Origin of the sequence: Thalassospira alkalitolerans, from assembly GCF_002115745.1 — a bacterium.
Taxonomy (GTDB): Bacteria; Pseudomonadota; Alphaproteobacteria; order Rhodospirillales; family Thalassospiraceae; genus Thalassospira; species Thalassospira alkalitolerans.
Map to the genome: position 1 here is coordinate 19,991 of NZ_JFKB01000007.1, position 15,069 is coordinate 35,059.

The 15,069-nt window shown below is 53.8% G+C and carries 12 protein-coding genes; 9 read left to right on the forward strand and 3 right to left on the reverse strand.

Translation table 11 applies throughout. The annotated features are described in order from the left end of the window. Positions 1-220: 220 nt before the first annotated feature. The 3 genes from TALK_RS11265 to TALK_RS11275 form a co-directional block, all read right to left on the reverse strand. Positions 221-1,600, reverse strand: coding sequence for a sigma-54-dependent transcriptional regulator (locus tag TALK_RS11265; protein WP_085618886.1), 1,380 nt, complete (start codon positions 1,598-1,600; stop codon positions 221-223). After that, complete coding sequence (locus tag TALK_RS11270) at positions 1,563-3,323, reverse strand: sensor histidine kinase (protein WP_085618888.1); 1,761 nt, start codon at positions 3,321-3,323, stop codon at positions 1,563-1,565. Before TALK_RS11270 ends, TALK_RS11265 begins: the two co-directional genes overlap by 38 nt. Positions 3,324-3,417: 94 nt before the next feature. After that, positions 3,418-4,545: a Gfo/Idh/MocA family protein gene (locus TALK_RS11275; protein WP_085618890.1), complete on the reverse strand. Its 1,128-nt coding sequence runs from the start codon at positions 4,543-4,545 to the stop codon at positions 3,418-3,420. 109 nt (positions 4,546-4,654) lie between these two features. On the opposite strand from TALK_RS11275, the gene TALK_RS11280 reads away from it, so the two are divergent. The 9 genes from TALK_RS11280 (at position 4,655) to iolG (ending at position 15,051) form a co-directional block, all read left to right on the forward strand. Continuing rightward, positions 4,655-5,479, forward strand: a complete 825-nt coding sequence (locus TALK_RS11280) for a MurR/RpiR family transcriptional regulator (protein ID WP_085618891.1) — start codon at positions 4,655-4,657, stop codon at positions 5,477-5,479. A gap of 193 nt (positions 5,480-5,672) precedes the next feature. Continuing rightward, a complete protein-coding gene (locus TALK_RS11285; protein WP_085618893.1) occupies positions 5,673-6,614 on the forward strand; it encodes a sugar ABC transporter substrate-binding protein in 942 nt (313 codons plus the stop codon). Between the two features lie 78 nt (positions 6,615-6,692). Next, positions 6,693-7,790 (forward strand): ABC transporter permease, encoded by a 1,098-nt coding sequence (locus tag TALK_RS11290; RefSeq protein ID WP_085618895.1) that lies wholly within the window; start codon positions 6,693-6,695, stop codon positions 7,788-7,790. Continuing rightward, a complete protein-coding gene (locus TALK_RS11295; protein ID WP_085618897.1) occupies positions 7,790-8,569 on the forward strand; it encodes an ATP-binding cassette domain-containing protein in 780 nt (259 codons plus the stop codon). The genes TALK_RS11290 and TALK_RS11295 overlap by 1 nt, the downstream gene beginning before the upstream one ends. Continuing rightward, positions 8,569-10,482 (forward strand): bifunctional 5-dehydro-2-deoxygluconokinase/5-dehydro-2-deoxyphosphogluconate aldolase, encoded by a 1,914-nt coding sequence (locus TALK_RS11300; RefSeq protein ID WP_085618899.1) that lies wholly within the window; start codon positions 8,569-8,571, stop codon positions 10,480-10,482. Before TALK_RS11295 ends, TALK_RS11300 begins: the two co-directional genes overlap by 1 nt. Then, positions 10,479-12,308 carry a 3D-(3,5/4)-trihydroxycyclohexane-1,2-dione acylhydrolase (decyclizing) gene (iolD, locus tag TALK_RS11305; protein ID WP_085618901.1) on the forward strand — a complete coding sequence of 610 codons (1,830 nt, stop codon included), beginning with the start codon at positions 10,479-10,481 and terminating at the stop codon, positions 12,306-12,308. Before TALK_RS11300 ends, iolD begins: the two co-directional genes overlap by 4 nt. 6 nt (positions 12,309-12,314) lie before the next feature. Next, positions 12,315-13,220 (forward strand): myo-inosose-2 dehydratase, encoded by a 906-nt coding sequence (iolE, locus tag TALK_RS11310; protein WP_085618903.1) that lies wholly within the window; start codon positions 12,315-12,317, stop codon positions 13,218-13,220. Next, positions 13,220-14,023: a 5-deoxy-glucuronate isomerase gene (gene iolB / locus TALK_RS11315; RefSeq protein ID WP_085618905.1), complete on the forward strand. Its 804-nt coding sequence runs from the start codon at positions 13,220-13,222 to the stop codon at positions 14,021-14,023. Before iolE ends, iolB begins: the two co-directional genes overlap by 1 nt. Positions 14,024-14,061: 38 nt before the next feature. Continuing rightward, positions 14,062-15,051: an inositol 2-dehydrogenase gene (gene iolG / locus TALK_RS11320; RefSeq protein ID WP_085618907.1), complete on the forward strand. Its 990-nt coding sequence runs from the start codon at positions 14,062-14,064 to the stop codon at positions 15,049-15,051. The last annotated feature ends 18 nt before the right edge of the window (positions 15,052-15,069 follow it).

A 15,069-nucleotide genomic window follows, 5' to 3' on the forward strand; every position in this document is an offset into this window, starting at 1 on the left:
TTCCATTCGTGTTTGTACCTTTGTCGAGCTATTCCGCAAAGGCTGTGCCAGTTCAGGGCAATCTGGTTGGAAGTCAGTCAGGACGCGGTTTTTCGCGTTTCAGGGTGTTTTTAGCGCATCAGGTTGATCGCCGTGTGGAGCGGTTGTCGCTCCAAATGGAAAACCCGGATGAGCGGTTTTCGCTCACCCGGGTTTCAGGTCTTGCAAAGTCAAAGGGTCGTTACTGCAAGCCAAGCCGCTGCAAACGTCGTTTCAGAGCATGGCGCGAAATGCCAAGAATTTCTGCCGCACGTCCTTTGTGACCATCCGCCTGTTCAAGTGCATCCTGCACAATGTGGCGTTCGGTCACATCAAGACGATCTTGTAGCTGGGGGTGTGGGGGGCTTGTCGAACGATTTATTTCATTCGTCTGGTGTACGTCATCCTGATGGTGAAATTCACCTGGCAGCAAGTCGGCAGAGATTGTCTTGCCCGGATAGAGGATTGTCAGGCGTTCGATCAGGTTTTTCAGTTCACGCACATTGCCGCGCCACTGATGGGCGTGCAATATTTCCCGTGTTTCGGTGTCAAACTGGATCGGGTGGCAACCTTCGGCCTGTGCCTGTCGATCCGCGAAATGGGTGACAAGGCTTAAGATATCTTCGCCGCGTTCCCGCAGGGCCGGGATGTCGATGGTAATGACATTCAAACGATAAAACAGGTCTTCACGAAAATGACCAAGACGAACTTGTTCGGCAAGGTCGCGGTTGGTCGCGGTAATCACGCGCACATCGGCCGATGCAGATCGTTCTGCGCCCACCGGGCGATAGTCACCATTTTCCAGAAAGTGCAAAAACTTGGCCTGAAGAGCGAGGGGTAATTCGCCAATTTCATCCAGGAACAAGGTACCGCCATCGGCAAGCCGGACCAGACCGGTGCGTTTTTGATGCGCGCCGGTATAGGATCCTTTTTCAGCACCAAATAATTCGGATTCAATCAGTTGTTCGGGCAATGCTGCACAGTTGACTTCGACAAAGGCGCGGTCTTTACGGGGGCTTTGGCTGTGAATGGCGCGCGCGACCAGTGCTTTGCCGGTGCCTGATTCACCAAGAAGTAAAATGCGGCTTGCACTGCTTTGGGCGACCCGGTCAATGGTTGTGCGTAATGCGCTCATGGCGGCACATTCGCCGATCAGACCGTTGGTCGGGACAACGTCACGACGGCGATGATAATCAAGTTCAAGCGCAACCTGGCTTTGATCCAGCGTGGTCTTGATGGTGTGGATCAGTTCATCAAGTTCAAACGGTTTGCTAAGATAATCCGCCGCACCGTTTTTGACGGCGTGAACGGCGGCGCGTGTATCGCCATGTGCCGAAATCATGATGACCGGGATGCTGATATCAAGTTTCTGGATGCTGGCAAGTACTTCCATGCCGTCCGCGCCGGGCAAACGAAGGTCCAGCAAAATGATATCGAATTGCTGTTTGCGCACGACAAGAAAGGCGTCTTCGCCGGAATGTACACCGGTGACGTCCATTCCTTCTGTGCGTAACGCAAAGCTTAGTGATCGGACGAAAGATTCTTCATCGTCGACGATCAGTATGCTGATCCTCTTTGACATTTCCTGATGTTTCCTCCCGACTGTTTCCCGGTTCTGTTGCCGGGAACGTCAATATTATCGTCGTGCCCTCTTGCGGGGCGCTTTCGATGTTGATCATACCGTGATTGGCTTCAACCAATTGCTGACTGATTGTTAATCCCAATCCGGTGCCTTTGCTTTTCATCGTAAAAAATGGCTGGGTTACGTCAAGTAAATGCTCGCGCGGAATACCACAACCATCATCGGTTACGCGAATTTCGACCGTTTTGCCATGATCCTCGGCCCGCAAGTTGACCGTGCCGCCCGCATCGCACGCCTGCACAGCATTGATTCCGAGGTTAAGCAGAATTTGGAATATCTGCTCGGGATCAACATAGATGTTGAGACGGGAATCACCGCTTGTGAAAAATCGCACATTTGCTTCGGCAGCAACAGGTTCAAGTAACAGGGATGTTTGCCGGAATAATTCGCGGATGGCTGTTGGTTGCGGTGCGGCCTCGCCAGGGCGCCCATATGATAACAGATCATTGACCACACGCGACAGTCGATCAATCTGGGTCCCCATATCGTCAAGAAGCGTTCTGCGTTCTTCGTCTTTTTCACGACGGGTCAGGGCCTGAACCGTCGTTTTCATTGTGGCAAGCGGGTTGCGGACTTCGTGGGCAACCCCGGTGGCAAATTGGCCAAGCACGGCAAGCTTTTCAGCGCGAACCGTGCGATCGATCAATTCCTTTAACTGCCATGCCATTGTGTTGAAGGCTTTGGCGACGATGCTGATTTCATCACGTCTTCGGCCTTCGGGCAGGCGGTAATAAAGGTCACCTGATGCGATGCTGTTGGCGCCTTGAACAAGGGTGTCAACCCGTCGGCGCAGGCTGCGCGACAGGGCAAAGAATATGGCAAGGATCACCGCAATAATCAGAATGGCAGCGGCATAAAGCCACAGGCGCGTTTCATCAATCGGTTGCAGAATGGTGCCAGGGTGAACGCTCATGACAATGTTCCAGCCCGGAAGGATGCTTGGTCCTTCAACCAGTTCGCCGGTAACCTCGGCGGGGCGACCTGACGGGTCGAGAACCGCACCGCCCGGTGTGCGCAGCAGCGGTTCGATCACCCCGGCAACACCGGCACTTGCCAGAAGTTCTGTCAGGGATGACAGACGGACATGCAGTGCGACTGAAACATTCTGGCCAAGTCCCGAATCACGGATTTGCTGGCGCATTAAAAGCCAGCCGGAATTGCCATTTTCGGGCAATTGGGGACCAATAAATTCGACCCCTTCGTGGGTGACGCGTGGCAGGCTGCTAATATCCCAGTCGGTTTTGGACCAATAGGGCGGGCCGGAAGCCGCCTGACCGGCGACAAGACGATCAAGCCGGTCTTGCCAGTCAAAAAACAACACGCCATAGAGGTCGGGAGAATCTGCTTCGACCCTCAAAAGCGTCAGGGCTTCATCGGCTTGTGGTGAGTCAGGTGCATCAATAAACGCCGGAAGTGCCGGGTGGTTTGACAGGGTTACTAACTGGTAGATACGCGAATCAAGAAAAGCCGAAAGTTTGTTTGATGTCGCAGCAACCTGCGCACTTAACCGTTCACCTGTCAGCCGATCAATCAGTTCATTTGAAAAACGCTGATAGAGAAAGCTTAGGGCAATCAGGGCACAAACAACCACACCGACCGATAAAAATGTATATCGGGCGACGAGGCTAAGACGTTGATTGCGTGACCAATGAAACCCGGACACAGCCGTTCCCTGCAACAGTATGATGTTATTCTGGTGTGGTGCCGGTTCCTTTTGTGGCGGATTCGCAACAAGTCAGCAACCCAAACTGCGATATTTACAGTTCCCCGACCCGAACACGCCGTTCTTCACGCGCCGATATCGCGATGGCATGAATGACTTTTTCGAACTCAAACGCATCATCGAAACTTGGATAGGCCGCGTGATTGTCGCGGATGGCGCGCAGAAATGCGGCAGCTTCGATCACCTTAAGATCATTAAAGCCAAGCTGATGTCCCGGTGCCGGGCAGAAATTGCCATAGGGCGGGTGTTCCGGACCGGTCAGAATGGTTGTGAAGCCCTGTTTGCCGGTCGGGCCGTCATTGCGATAAAGCTGCAATTCATTCAGTCGTTCCTGATCGAAGCACAGCATACCTTTGGTGCCGTGGACTTCCCACGCCAGTCGGTTCTTGCGACCCCAGGCTGAGCGCGATGTTGAAAGGCTGCCCTGAACACCATTGGCAAAGCGGACCAATGCGGTGGCGGTATCTTCGTTTTCCACCTTTGCCCGGCCTGAACCATCGGCAAGCGGGCGGGTATCATGGATTGTTTGCATGTCGGCAATCAAACTGTCGATTGGCCCGACAAGGCCATAGGCCATTGACACCAGATGACATCCAAGATCGCCAAGTGCGCCCAGCCCGGCATCGGCAATTGTGCTGCGCCAGGTCCAGGGCAGTTCCGGGTTGGCCTGATAATCTTCATCGACCCAGCCGCGGAAATGCACGATATCGCCGATGGCACCGTCGCAGATCAATTTGCAGGCATGGGTAAAGGCCGGGTTTTTGATGTAATTATACCCGACCATGGTTTTGACACCGGCCTTGCGCGCTGCATCGCGCATTTTATGTGCCTGATCAAGGGTCAGGGACAGTGGCTTTTCACAGTAAACATGTTTGCCTGCCGCAATCGCGGCCAATGCCATATCGAAATGCAGCATATTGGGGGTGGTGATCGAAACGATATCAACTTTCGGGTCCGAAATCAGCGTCTTCCAGTCATCGGTGGCGCGTGCAAAGCCGAATTGGGACGCCATATCGGATGCCTTGTCGGTTGGCGTATCGCATAATATTTCCAGACGTATATCTGGTACATCGCCCATTACCGCACGGACGGCGCCAAATGCAAGAGCATGTGCCTTACCCATGAAACCGGTGCCGATCAGGCCAATTCCGATTGATCCCATTTATCTGGACTCCTCGCTGATATCAAAATAGAATTTTTATTCTATAAAATGGATGGTCATGGAACGCTATGAGCGTCAAGAAAAAACAAAAACAGGAATAAAATACGCCATGACAGAGCAAACGGCCCCGGTCTCGCTTGAAGAATTCAATCATCGCCTTGCTGAAATCTCGGAAGCAATGCCAAAACGGTTGCGCCAATGTGCCGAATTCGTTGCACAAAACACGGATCGTATCGCCGTTTCAACTGTGGCAGAGCTGTCAATCGGAGCGGGCGTACAGCCATCAGCCTTCATGCGATTTTGTCAGCTTCTGGGCTTTTCCGGCTTTTCCGAAATGCAAAAGATGTTTCGCGAAACCTATGCCCAGAAATGGCCGGATTATGCCACGCGGCTTGAAAATTTGCGGGCCAGCGGTGCCGATAGCCCCAGTGCGCTTTTGGCCGAATTTGTCGAGGCCGGGCGGTTGTCGCTGGAAAATCTGGCATCGTCGATTGATGCCGTGTCGCTTGAACAGGCTGTTAATGTTCTGGCCGCGGCCCCAATGATCCATGTTGTTGGCTTTCGGCGTGCCTTCCCTGTCGCAAGCTATCTGTCATATGCCTTTGAAAAAATGGATATTCCGGCGGTTCTGCATGACGGCGTGGGCAAACTTAACCCGCGTCATGCGATCCGAAAGGGCGATGTCATGATTGCGATTACGTTCTCGCCCTATTCACAGGAAACCATTGATCTGGCGGCTTATGCACGGGGACTCGGTAATTCGGTCGTCGCGATTACCGATACGATGACAAGCCCGTTGCGCCGGATTGATGCGCTGACACTTGCTGTTTCCGAAGTCGATGTCGGGGCCTTCAGGGCGTTGTCTGCCACGCTTTCGCTGGCAATTTCATTGGCTGTGGCCATTGGTGCCAAACGGGATCAGATGGATGAATAGAAAAAATTTGTTGCATAAATAAAATAATGGAATAAAAATTCTATTCATCGATTTCGGGGATCTCGCATCCCCGTAACGAGGCCCGGCAACGTGAGGTTTTAAAAAATCACGGCCCGGACCGCTCACTGAAATATCAGTTGACGCAACGGGGCGTAAAATGCGGCCCGTTTCAAAGCCACTAGGGAGGCTAACGATGAAGAAGACTTTGACCGCAATTGCGGCCGCTGCCATTGCTTTTGCCGGATTGACCGGCACCGCATCTGCAGAAGGCGAAAAATTCGTTCTGATCAGCCACGCACCGGATTCAGACAGCTGGTGGAACACGATCAAAAATGCGATCAAGATTGCTGGTGACCAGATGGATGTCACGGTTGATTACCGCAATCCGTCGACCGGTGATCTGGCCGATATGGCCCGTATCGTTGAACAGACCGCCGCGACCAACCCGGATGGTATCATCGTGACCATCGCGGATTTCAACGTCCTTAAAGGCCCGATCATGGATGCGGTTGATCGCGGTATTCCGGTGATCACGATCAATTCCGGCACGGTCGAACAATCGGTTGAACTTGGCGCGCTGATGCATGTTGGTCAGCCGGAATATGACGCCGGTTTTGGTGCGGGCAAACGTGCGGCTGCGGCCGGTGCAAAATCCTTTGTCTGTGTAAATCACTACATCACCAATCCGGCATCGGTTGAACGTTGCCGTGGCTTTGCCGATGCACTTGGTGTCGAACTTGGCAGCCAGATGATCGATAGCGGCATGGATCCGTCGGAAGTGAAGAACAAGGTCGCGGCCTATCTGAAGACACATAAGGATGTTGATGCGATCCTGACCCTGGGCCCGAATTCGGCCCATCCGACCCTTGCTGCTGTGCGTGATGCCGGTCTTGCCGGTGAAATCATGTTTGGCACCTTTGATCTTTCCGGTGAAATTGCCGATGCGATCAAAAAAGGCGAAATCAACTTTGCCATCGATCAGCAGCCTTATCTGCAGGGCTATCTGCCGGTCGTGATCCTGACCAATTATGCGCGTTATGGTGTTCTGCCATCTGGGAACATCAATTCCGGTCCCGGTTTCATTACCAAGGACAATATTGCGCTTGTTGAAAAATACGCTGGCGAATTCCGTTAAGCATTCCTCCCGTCAGGGGGCAGGCATCTGATGCTGCCCCCTGACAAAATCTACCTGCTAAATATAAAGAGTGATGTCATGACGGACGAGCGCCTCAAGCAAGTCTCAACCCTTCGACGTGCCATGATACGGCCGGAACTGGGCGCGATTTGCGGTACGATCCTGGTCTTTGTTTTCTTCTTCATGATCGCGGGCGACAGCGGCATGTTCTCGCCCGAAGGGATCCAGAACTGGGGGGTGGTTTCTGCCCAGTTTGCCATCATTGCGGTGGGTGCCTGCCTTCTGATGATTGCCGGTGAATTTGATTTGTCGGTTGGTTCCATGATCGGCTTTGCCGGTGTGGTGATTGCCATCCTGTCGGTCCATATGGGCTGGCCGGTCTGGCTGTCGATTATTGCGGCCTTTGTGGTGTGTGTGGCCCTTGGTGCCCTTAACGGTTTTCTTGTGATCAAGACCGGCTTGCCCAGCTTTATCGTGACACTGGCCTTTCTTTATATCCTGCGCGGGTTGACAATCTGGCTATCGGTTATGACCACGCGCCAGACCATCATCGGCGGGGTCAAGGAAGCGGCTATTGGTGATCCGCTGGCCTTTCTTTTCGGCGGGGTGATTTTCAAAGACCTGTTCCAGTGGTTTGCCGATATGGGCTGGATCGATGCCTTTACGCGCGGTTCGCGTATCGGTCAGCCGGTTGTCGAAGGAGTACCAATGCTGGTCGTATGGGCCTTGGCGCTGGTGATCTTTGGACATTGGCTTTTGACCAAAACCCGGTTCGGGAACTGGATATTTGCCTCGGGCGGGGATGCGCAGGCTGCGCGCTATGTCGGGGTGCCGGTTAACCGGGTCAAAATCCTGATGTTCATGTTTACCGCCTTTTGCGCGACGGTCTTTGCCACCTGTCAGGTGATGGAATTTGGCTCGGCCGCAGCAGACCGTGGTCTTTTAAAAGAATTCGAAGCCATCATCTGTGTGGTAATCGGCGGCGCGCTTTTGACCGGTGGTTACGGATCGGTCATAGGTGCTGCACTTGGCGCGCTGATCTTTGGCGTGGTTCAACAGGGCCTGTTTTTTGCCGGGGCTGAAAGTTCGTTGTTCCGTGTGTTCCTTGGCACCATTCTGATCCTGGCTGTTATCATGAATACCTATATCCGCCGCATGATCACGGGAGAACGGTAATGACCACACCATTGATTGAAATGAACAATATCGAAAAGCATTTTGGTCCGGTGATTGCGCTGGGCGGGGTGTCGTTCGATGTGCGCGAAGGTGAATGTCATTGTCTTTTGGGCGATAATGGTGCGGGTAAATCGACCTTTATCAAAACCATGTCGGGTGTTCACAAACCGTCAAAAGGCACGATGAAGGTTAGCGGCACCGAAATTGCGTTTGACAGTCCGCGCGATGCCATGGAAGCCGGTATTGCCACAGTTTATCAGGATCTGGCGATGATCCCGCTGATGTCGGTGACCCGCAATTTCTGGATGGGCCGTGAACCGCGCAAAAGCTTTGGTCCGTTCAAATGGATCGATTTCAAACAAGCCAACACCGTGACGCTTGATGAAATGGCACGTATGGGCATCAATCTGCGCGAACCCGAGCAGGCGGTCGGCACCCTTTCGGGCGGGGAACGCCAGACGGTTGCAATTGCACGTGCGGTCTATTTCGGGGCCAAGGTCCTGATTTTGGATGAACCGACTTCCGCCCTTGGTGTGCGTCAGACATCGAACGTTTTGGCGACGATTGATCGGGTGCGCAAAACCGGGATCGGGGTGATTTTTATCACCCATAACGTGCGCCATGCCATGGCGGTCGGGGATCGTTTTACCGTTTTGAACCGGGGCCAAACCCATGGTACGGCCAATCGCGGTGAAATCAGCCCCGAAGAATTGCAGGATCTGATGGCCGGCGGGCAGGAGCTTGCCGAACTTGAAGGATCCCTTGGGGGGACGATCTGATGAAGACGATTGATGTCATTACCATCGGAAGATCATCGGTTGATCTGTATGGCGCGCAGATCGGCGGCCGGCTTGAAGATATGGCATCGTTTAATAAATATATCGGCGGATCACCGACCAATATGGCGTGCGGGACGGCGCGACTTGGATTGAAATCGGCCCTGATTACGCGGGTCGGTGATGAACATATGGGACGTTTCATTCGCGAACAACTGATCGCCGAGGGTGTTGACGTTCGGGGTGTGATTACCGATCCGGATCGACTGACCGCGCTTGTCCTTTTGGGGGTACGTGATCAGGAACAGTTTCCGTTGATTTTCTATCGCGAAAACTGTGCCGATATGGCCCTGTGTGAAGACGATATTGATCCGAATTTTGTTGCGGATGCGCGTTGTGTGACGGTGACAGGCACGCATCTTTCCCATCCGCGGACCCGTGCAGCCGTGCTTAAAGCATTACGTTTGGCGCGTGAAAATGGGGCGAAAACCGCGCTTGATATCGATTACCGTCCAAACCTTTGGGGATTGTCTGGTCATGGGGACGGTGAAAACCGTTTCATTGCATCGGAAAAGGTCACCAAGGAACTACAAGCAACCCTGCATTTGTTCGATTTGATCGTCGGCACAGAAGAAGAATTCCACATTGCCGGAGGCACAACCGATACCCTACAAGCACTTGAAAATGTGCGGGCGGTTTCGTTGGCAACATTGGTCTGCAAGCGCGGGCCGATGGGGGCGGTGGCCTTTACCGGTGATATCGGTGCTAATCTTGATGACGGTATTTCCGGGCCTGGTTTCCCGGTCGAGGTTTTTAATGTGCTTGGTGCCGGGGATGGCTTTATGTCCGGCCTGCTTAAGGGGTGGTTGACCGATCAGGATTGGCAAATATCGCTTAAATATGCCAATGCCTGCGGGGCCTTTGCCGTATCGCGCCATGGCTGCACACCGGCTTACCCCAGTTGGGAAGAACTGCAATTCTTCTTTGATCGCGGCATAAAAAATCCGTCACTGCGCCATGATGCCGAGCTTGAACAGATCCACTGGTCAACCAACCGAATTGGCGATTGGCCGAAAATGCGCGTTTTCGCATTTGATCATCGTATGCAGCTTGAAGATCTTGCCGACGAGGTTGGTGTGTCACGTGATCGGGTCGGACCGTTCAAGAAGCTTTGCCTTGCGGCGGCAACCGAAGTTTCCGGGGGCAAACCGGGCTATGGCATTTTATGTGATCCGCGTTTGGGGCGGGATGCACTTTATGCTGCTGCCGGTTCGGGGTTGTGGATCGGACGCCCGGTTGAACTTCCGGGATCGCGCCCGCTGCAACTTGAAATCGGCCCCGATATCGGCAGCAAGCTTGCCGAATGGCCGGTCGAGCATGTCGTTAAGGTCCTGTGTTTCTATCATCCCGATGATGACGTGGCGATGAAGGCGGCACAGGAAGAAACCATCCTGCGCCTTGCCGATGGCGCACGGGCCAACCGGCTTGAATTCCTGCTGGAAGTTATCCCGTCCAAAGTCGCCGAATGTGACGATCATACAACGGCCAAGATTATCGAACGGTTCTATGAAATCGGGGTTTATCCTGATTGGTGGAAGCTGGAACCGATGAAAACAGACGCGGCTTGGCGTCATGCCTGTGACGCGATTTCGCGCCATGATCCCTATTGCCGTGGCATTGTTGTTCTGGGCCTTGAAGCCCCCGAAGCAGAACTGGTTGCCAGTTTCGAGGTCGCGGCAAAGCATGACATGGTCAAAGGCTTTGCCGTTGGCCGAACGATATTTGTCGGGGTTGCACGTGACTGGTTTGCCGGTAACATCGACGATGAAACAGCCGTTGCAAAAATGGCCGAAAAATATCGCACGCTTTGCACCACATGGGATGCGGCGCGCCAAAAAGCGGGAGGAGCGGCATGAAAACCGTTCGACTAACCGCCGCCCAAGCCATGGTGCGGTATCTGAGCCAACAGCAAAATGAAGACGTCGTGCCGTTCTTTGGTGGATGCTGGGCCATCTTTGGTCATGGCAATGTCGCGGGAATTGGCGAGGCATTACATGGTGCGGGGGATGATTTCCCGACCTGGCGTGGTCATAACGAACAGGGCATGGCGCATGCCGCCATCGCCTATGCCAAGGCATCCAATCGCAAACGCGCGATGACGGTAACGACCTCTATCGGCCCGGGGGCAACCAATATGGTCACGGCGGCGGCCTTGGCGCATGTCAATCGCTTGCCGGTTTTGTTCGTGCCCGGTGATATCTTTGCCAACCGTGCCCCTGATCCGGTTTTGCAACAGGTCGAGGACTTTGGTGATGGCACGATATCGGCCAATGATTGCTTTAAACCGGTCAGCCGGTATTTCGATCGCATCATGCGCCCCGAACAGCTTTTAACCGCATTACCGCGCGCGATGGCAACCTTGACCGATGCCGCCGATTGTGGCCCGGTCACGCTTGCCTTCTGTCAGGATGTGCAGGCAGAGGCCTTTGACTGGCCCGAAAGCTTCTTTGCGTCCAAGGTTTGGAAAACACCCCGTCCGCGTGCCGATCTTGATCAGTTGGCGGATGCGGTGGCTGCCATCCGCGCCGCAAAACAGCCGATGATCATTGCCGGGGGCGGGGTACATTACGCCGATGCCTGTGATGATCTGGCCAAATTCGCTCATCGTCATAATATCCCTGTGGGTGAAACACAGGCCGGTAAATCTGCCTTGCCATGGGATGATAATCTTAACCTTGGCTCTATCGGTGTAACGGGGGCCAGCAGTGCCAACGCGATTGCTGAAGATGCCGATCTGATCATTGCGATTGGCACAAGGTTGCAGGATTTTACCACCGGAAGCTGGGCCTTGTTCAAACACCCGGATCGCCGCATCCTGTCGATCAATGTCTGCGGTTATGACACCGCCAAGCATAACGCGATTGCCGTTACCGGCGATGCCAAGGCAACGCTGGCTGAACTTGACAAAATGCTGGGCGATCATCGTGCGCCTGCCTTTGATGCATCGCTGAAATCCGATTGGATGGCGGCGTTGGATGGTGTCACAGCAACACCAACCGGCAATAACCTGCCGACGGATGCACAGGTCATCGGTGCGGTTCAGCGCAGTGTCGATGAAAATGCGATTGTGGTTTGTGCGGCGGGCGGATTGCCCGGCGAATTACACAAATTGTGGAAGGCCTCAAAACCCAACGGCTATCATGTTGAATATGGCTTTTCCTGTATGGGGTACGAGATCGCCGGTGGGCTTGGTGTCAAGATGGCCAAGCCGGATCGCGACGTCGTCGTGATGGTTGGTGATGGCTCCTACATGATGATGAATTCTGAACTCGCGACCAGTGTGATGCTGGGTCACAAGATCATTACTGTGATCCTTGATAACCGTGGTTATGGCTGCATCAATCGCCTGCAAATGGCAACCGGCGGCGAAAGCTTTAATAACCTTCTCGATACCGCGCGCCATGTCGTGCCGTCGGCGATTGATTTCACCGCCCATGCCGGGGCGATGGGTGCGATTGCCGAAAAGGTATCGTCGGTGACCGAGCTTGAGGCCGCGATGGAACGCGCGCACAAGGCCGATCGGTCATACGCCATTGTCATTGATACCGACCCACTGCCAAGCACCGATGCCGGTGGAAATTGGTGGGATGTTGCCGTGCCAGAAGTATCCGTTCGCCCGACGGTGAACGAAGCCCGCAAAAAATACGAAACCGCGCTCAAGGCGCAGCGCCCCGGAGATTAATTAAAAATGATCCTTTATGGTACCAATCCGATTGCCTGGTCCAATGACGATGATCAGACCCTGGGGGCTGACATCTCGCTTGAAACTTGCTTGTCCGAAGCGGGGAAAATCGGTTTTGACGGGATTGAAAAAGGCCACAAAATGCCGACCGGTCCGGTGGCTTTAAAAGCCGCCCTTGATCCGCATGGCCTTAAATTCGTGTCGGGCTGGCATTCGCTGAACCTTCTGACCCATTCGGTCGCGGACGAGAAAAAAGCTATTCAGCCGCATCTTGACCTGCTTAAAGCCATGGGTTGCAAGGTTTGCATCGTGTGCGAAACCAGCAACGCCATCCACGGCGACGATAATGCTGCCCTTTCGGAAAGCCCGGTTCTGCCTGCTGACCAATGGGCGAAATTCGGCGCCGATGTCGAAGCCATTGCGGTCTATTGCGCTGATCAGGGTGTGACGCTGGTGTATCATCATCACATGGGCACCATTGTCGAAACGGCGGATGAAATTCATGCATTTATGGCCAATACCGGCCCGAAAACGCATTTGTTGCTTGATACTGGTCATGCATGGTTTGGCGGTGCTGATCCCGAAGAACTTGCCACCCGTTATATGGACCGGGTTGCTCATATTCATTGCAAAAACGTCCGTCCTGCCATTAGCAAGCAGGTCCGCGATGAAGGGCTGAGCTTTCTGGAAGGTGTTCGACGTGGCGTCTTTACCGTGCCGGGCGACACCGAAGGCGGTGTTGTCTTTGAACCGGTTTTGAAAATCGCAGGCGAACATGGTTATTCCGGTTGGCTGGTGATCGAAGCCGAACAGGACCCATCTGTTCGCAACCCGTTTGAATATCAGTCATTGGGTCTGAAATCCTTGCGCGCAATGGCAAAATCATCTGGTTTGGATAAAGGAGCCGCCTGATGGCTGATCTGCTCAGAAAACCTTCCGGCACCATCGGCAAGGTGCATGATATTACGGCCGAAAATGCCAATTGGGGCTATGTCGGGTTTGGGCTGTATCACCTTAAGGCCGGTGAAACCGCGGCCGAGCCAACCGGCGATCGTGAAGTGATCCTTGTCCTTGTCGAAGGCAAGGCCGAAGTCGCGGTGGGGGATCAGAATTTCGGCGAACTTGGCAAACGCATGAATGTGTTTGAACGCATTCCCCCGGCCTGTGTCTATGCGCCCAATGATACAAATTGGACGGCAAAGGCCACGACCAATTGTACGCTTGCAGTTTGCACCGCACCGGGCAAAGGCAATTATCCTGCCCGGGTGATCACCGATATCGAACTGGTCGAACGCGGCAAAGGGGCCAATACCCGTTACATCCATCCCATCGCGATGGAAGAAAAAGATATCGCGGATAGTTTGCTCGTGACCGAGGTCTTTACCCCGCAAGGCAATTGGTCAAGCTATCCGCCGCACCGTCATGACGAAGATAACTATCCCGACATGACCTATCTTGAAGAAACCTATTATCATCGCTTAAACCCCGAACAGGGTTTCGGATTTCAGCGTGTCTTTACCGAAGACGGCGAACTTGATGAAACCATGGCGGTTTCAAGTGGTGATGTTGTTCTGGTGCCCAAGGGCCATCATCCGTGTGGCAGCCCCTATGGTTATGAAATGTACTACCTGAATGTCATGGCTGGTCCGATGCGCAAATGGCGCTTCCAGAACCATCCAGATCATGACTGGATTTTCCAGCGCGACAGCAAATAGCCCCATATCGCAACACTTGTCCTTTCAGGATGTCAAACATGCTTAATATCGGACTTCTCGGCGCAGGCCGTATCGGGATCACCCATGCCAAAGCCGTTCAGGCCTTGCCGAATGCCAAAATCGCCAAGGTTTTTGACCCTATCGATGCCGCAGCCGAAAATGCCATCGCACTTACCGGGGCGACCCGTGCCTCGGTCGATGACATCATGGCAGATGACAATATTCACGCCGTGATCATTGCCACCCCAACCGATTTGCATGCAGATCAGATTGAGCTGGCCGCCCGCGCAGGCAAGGCGATTTTCTGTGAAAAGCCGGTTGATCTTGATGCCGGTCGTGTGCGCGATTGCCTGAAGGTGGTTGAAGAAACCGGTGTGGTCTTGATGGTTGGTTTCAACCGTCGTTTTGATCCAAGTTTCGCCCGTCTGCGTGCCGAGATTGATAATGGCAGTGTCGGCGATGTTGAAATGGTTCAGATTACATCGCGCGATCCGTCGGCGCCGCCGGTTGATTACATCAAACGTTCCGGTGGCCTGTTCCGCGATATGATGATCCATGACCTTGATATGGCGCGCTTCCTTTTGGGCGAGGAAATTGTATCGGTTTACGCAACCGGTGCTGTTCTGACCGATCCGGCGATCAAGGCAACCGGTGATGTCGATAGTGCGGCGGCAACACTGCGGACCAAAAGTGGCCGGATGGCGGTTATCACCAATTCACGTCGCGCAACCTATGGCTATGATCAGCGGATTGAAGTCCATGGCTCCAAGGGGCTGGTCGAGGCAGGCAATCATCGCACCACCTCCGTCACGGTGGCCAACGGTTCGGGCTATACCGCCGAACCGCTGATGGATTTCTTCATGTCACGCTATGCCGATGCCTATCGCATCGAACTGACCACTTTCTGTGATGTCGTGGCAGGGAAAACCAGCAATTATCCAAGCGGTACGGATGGCCTGAAGGCCCTTCTTTTGGCGGATGCCGCCCTTGAATCGCTTGCCTCGGGCAAAGAAGTTGCCATTGGCTGAGGAGTGATTTTGTCGATA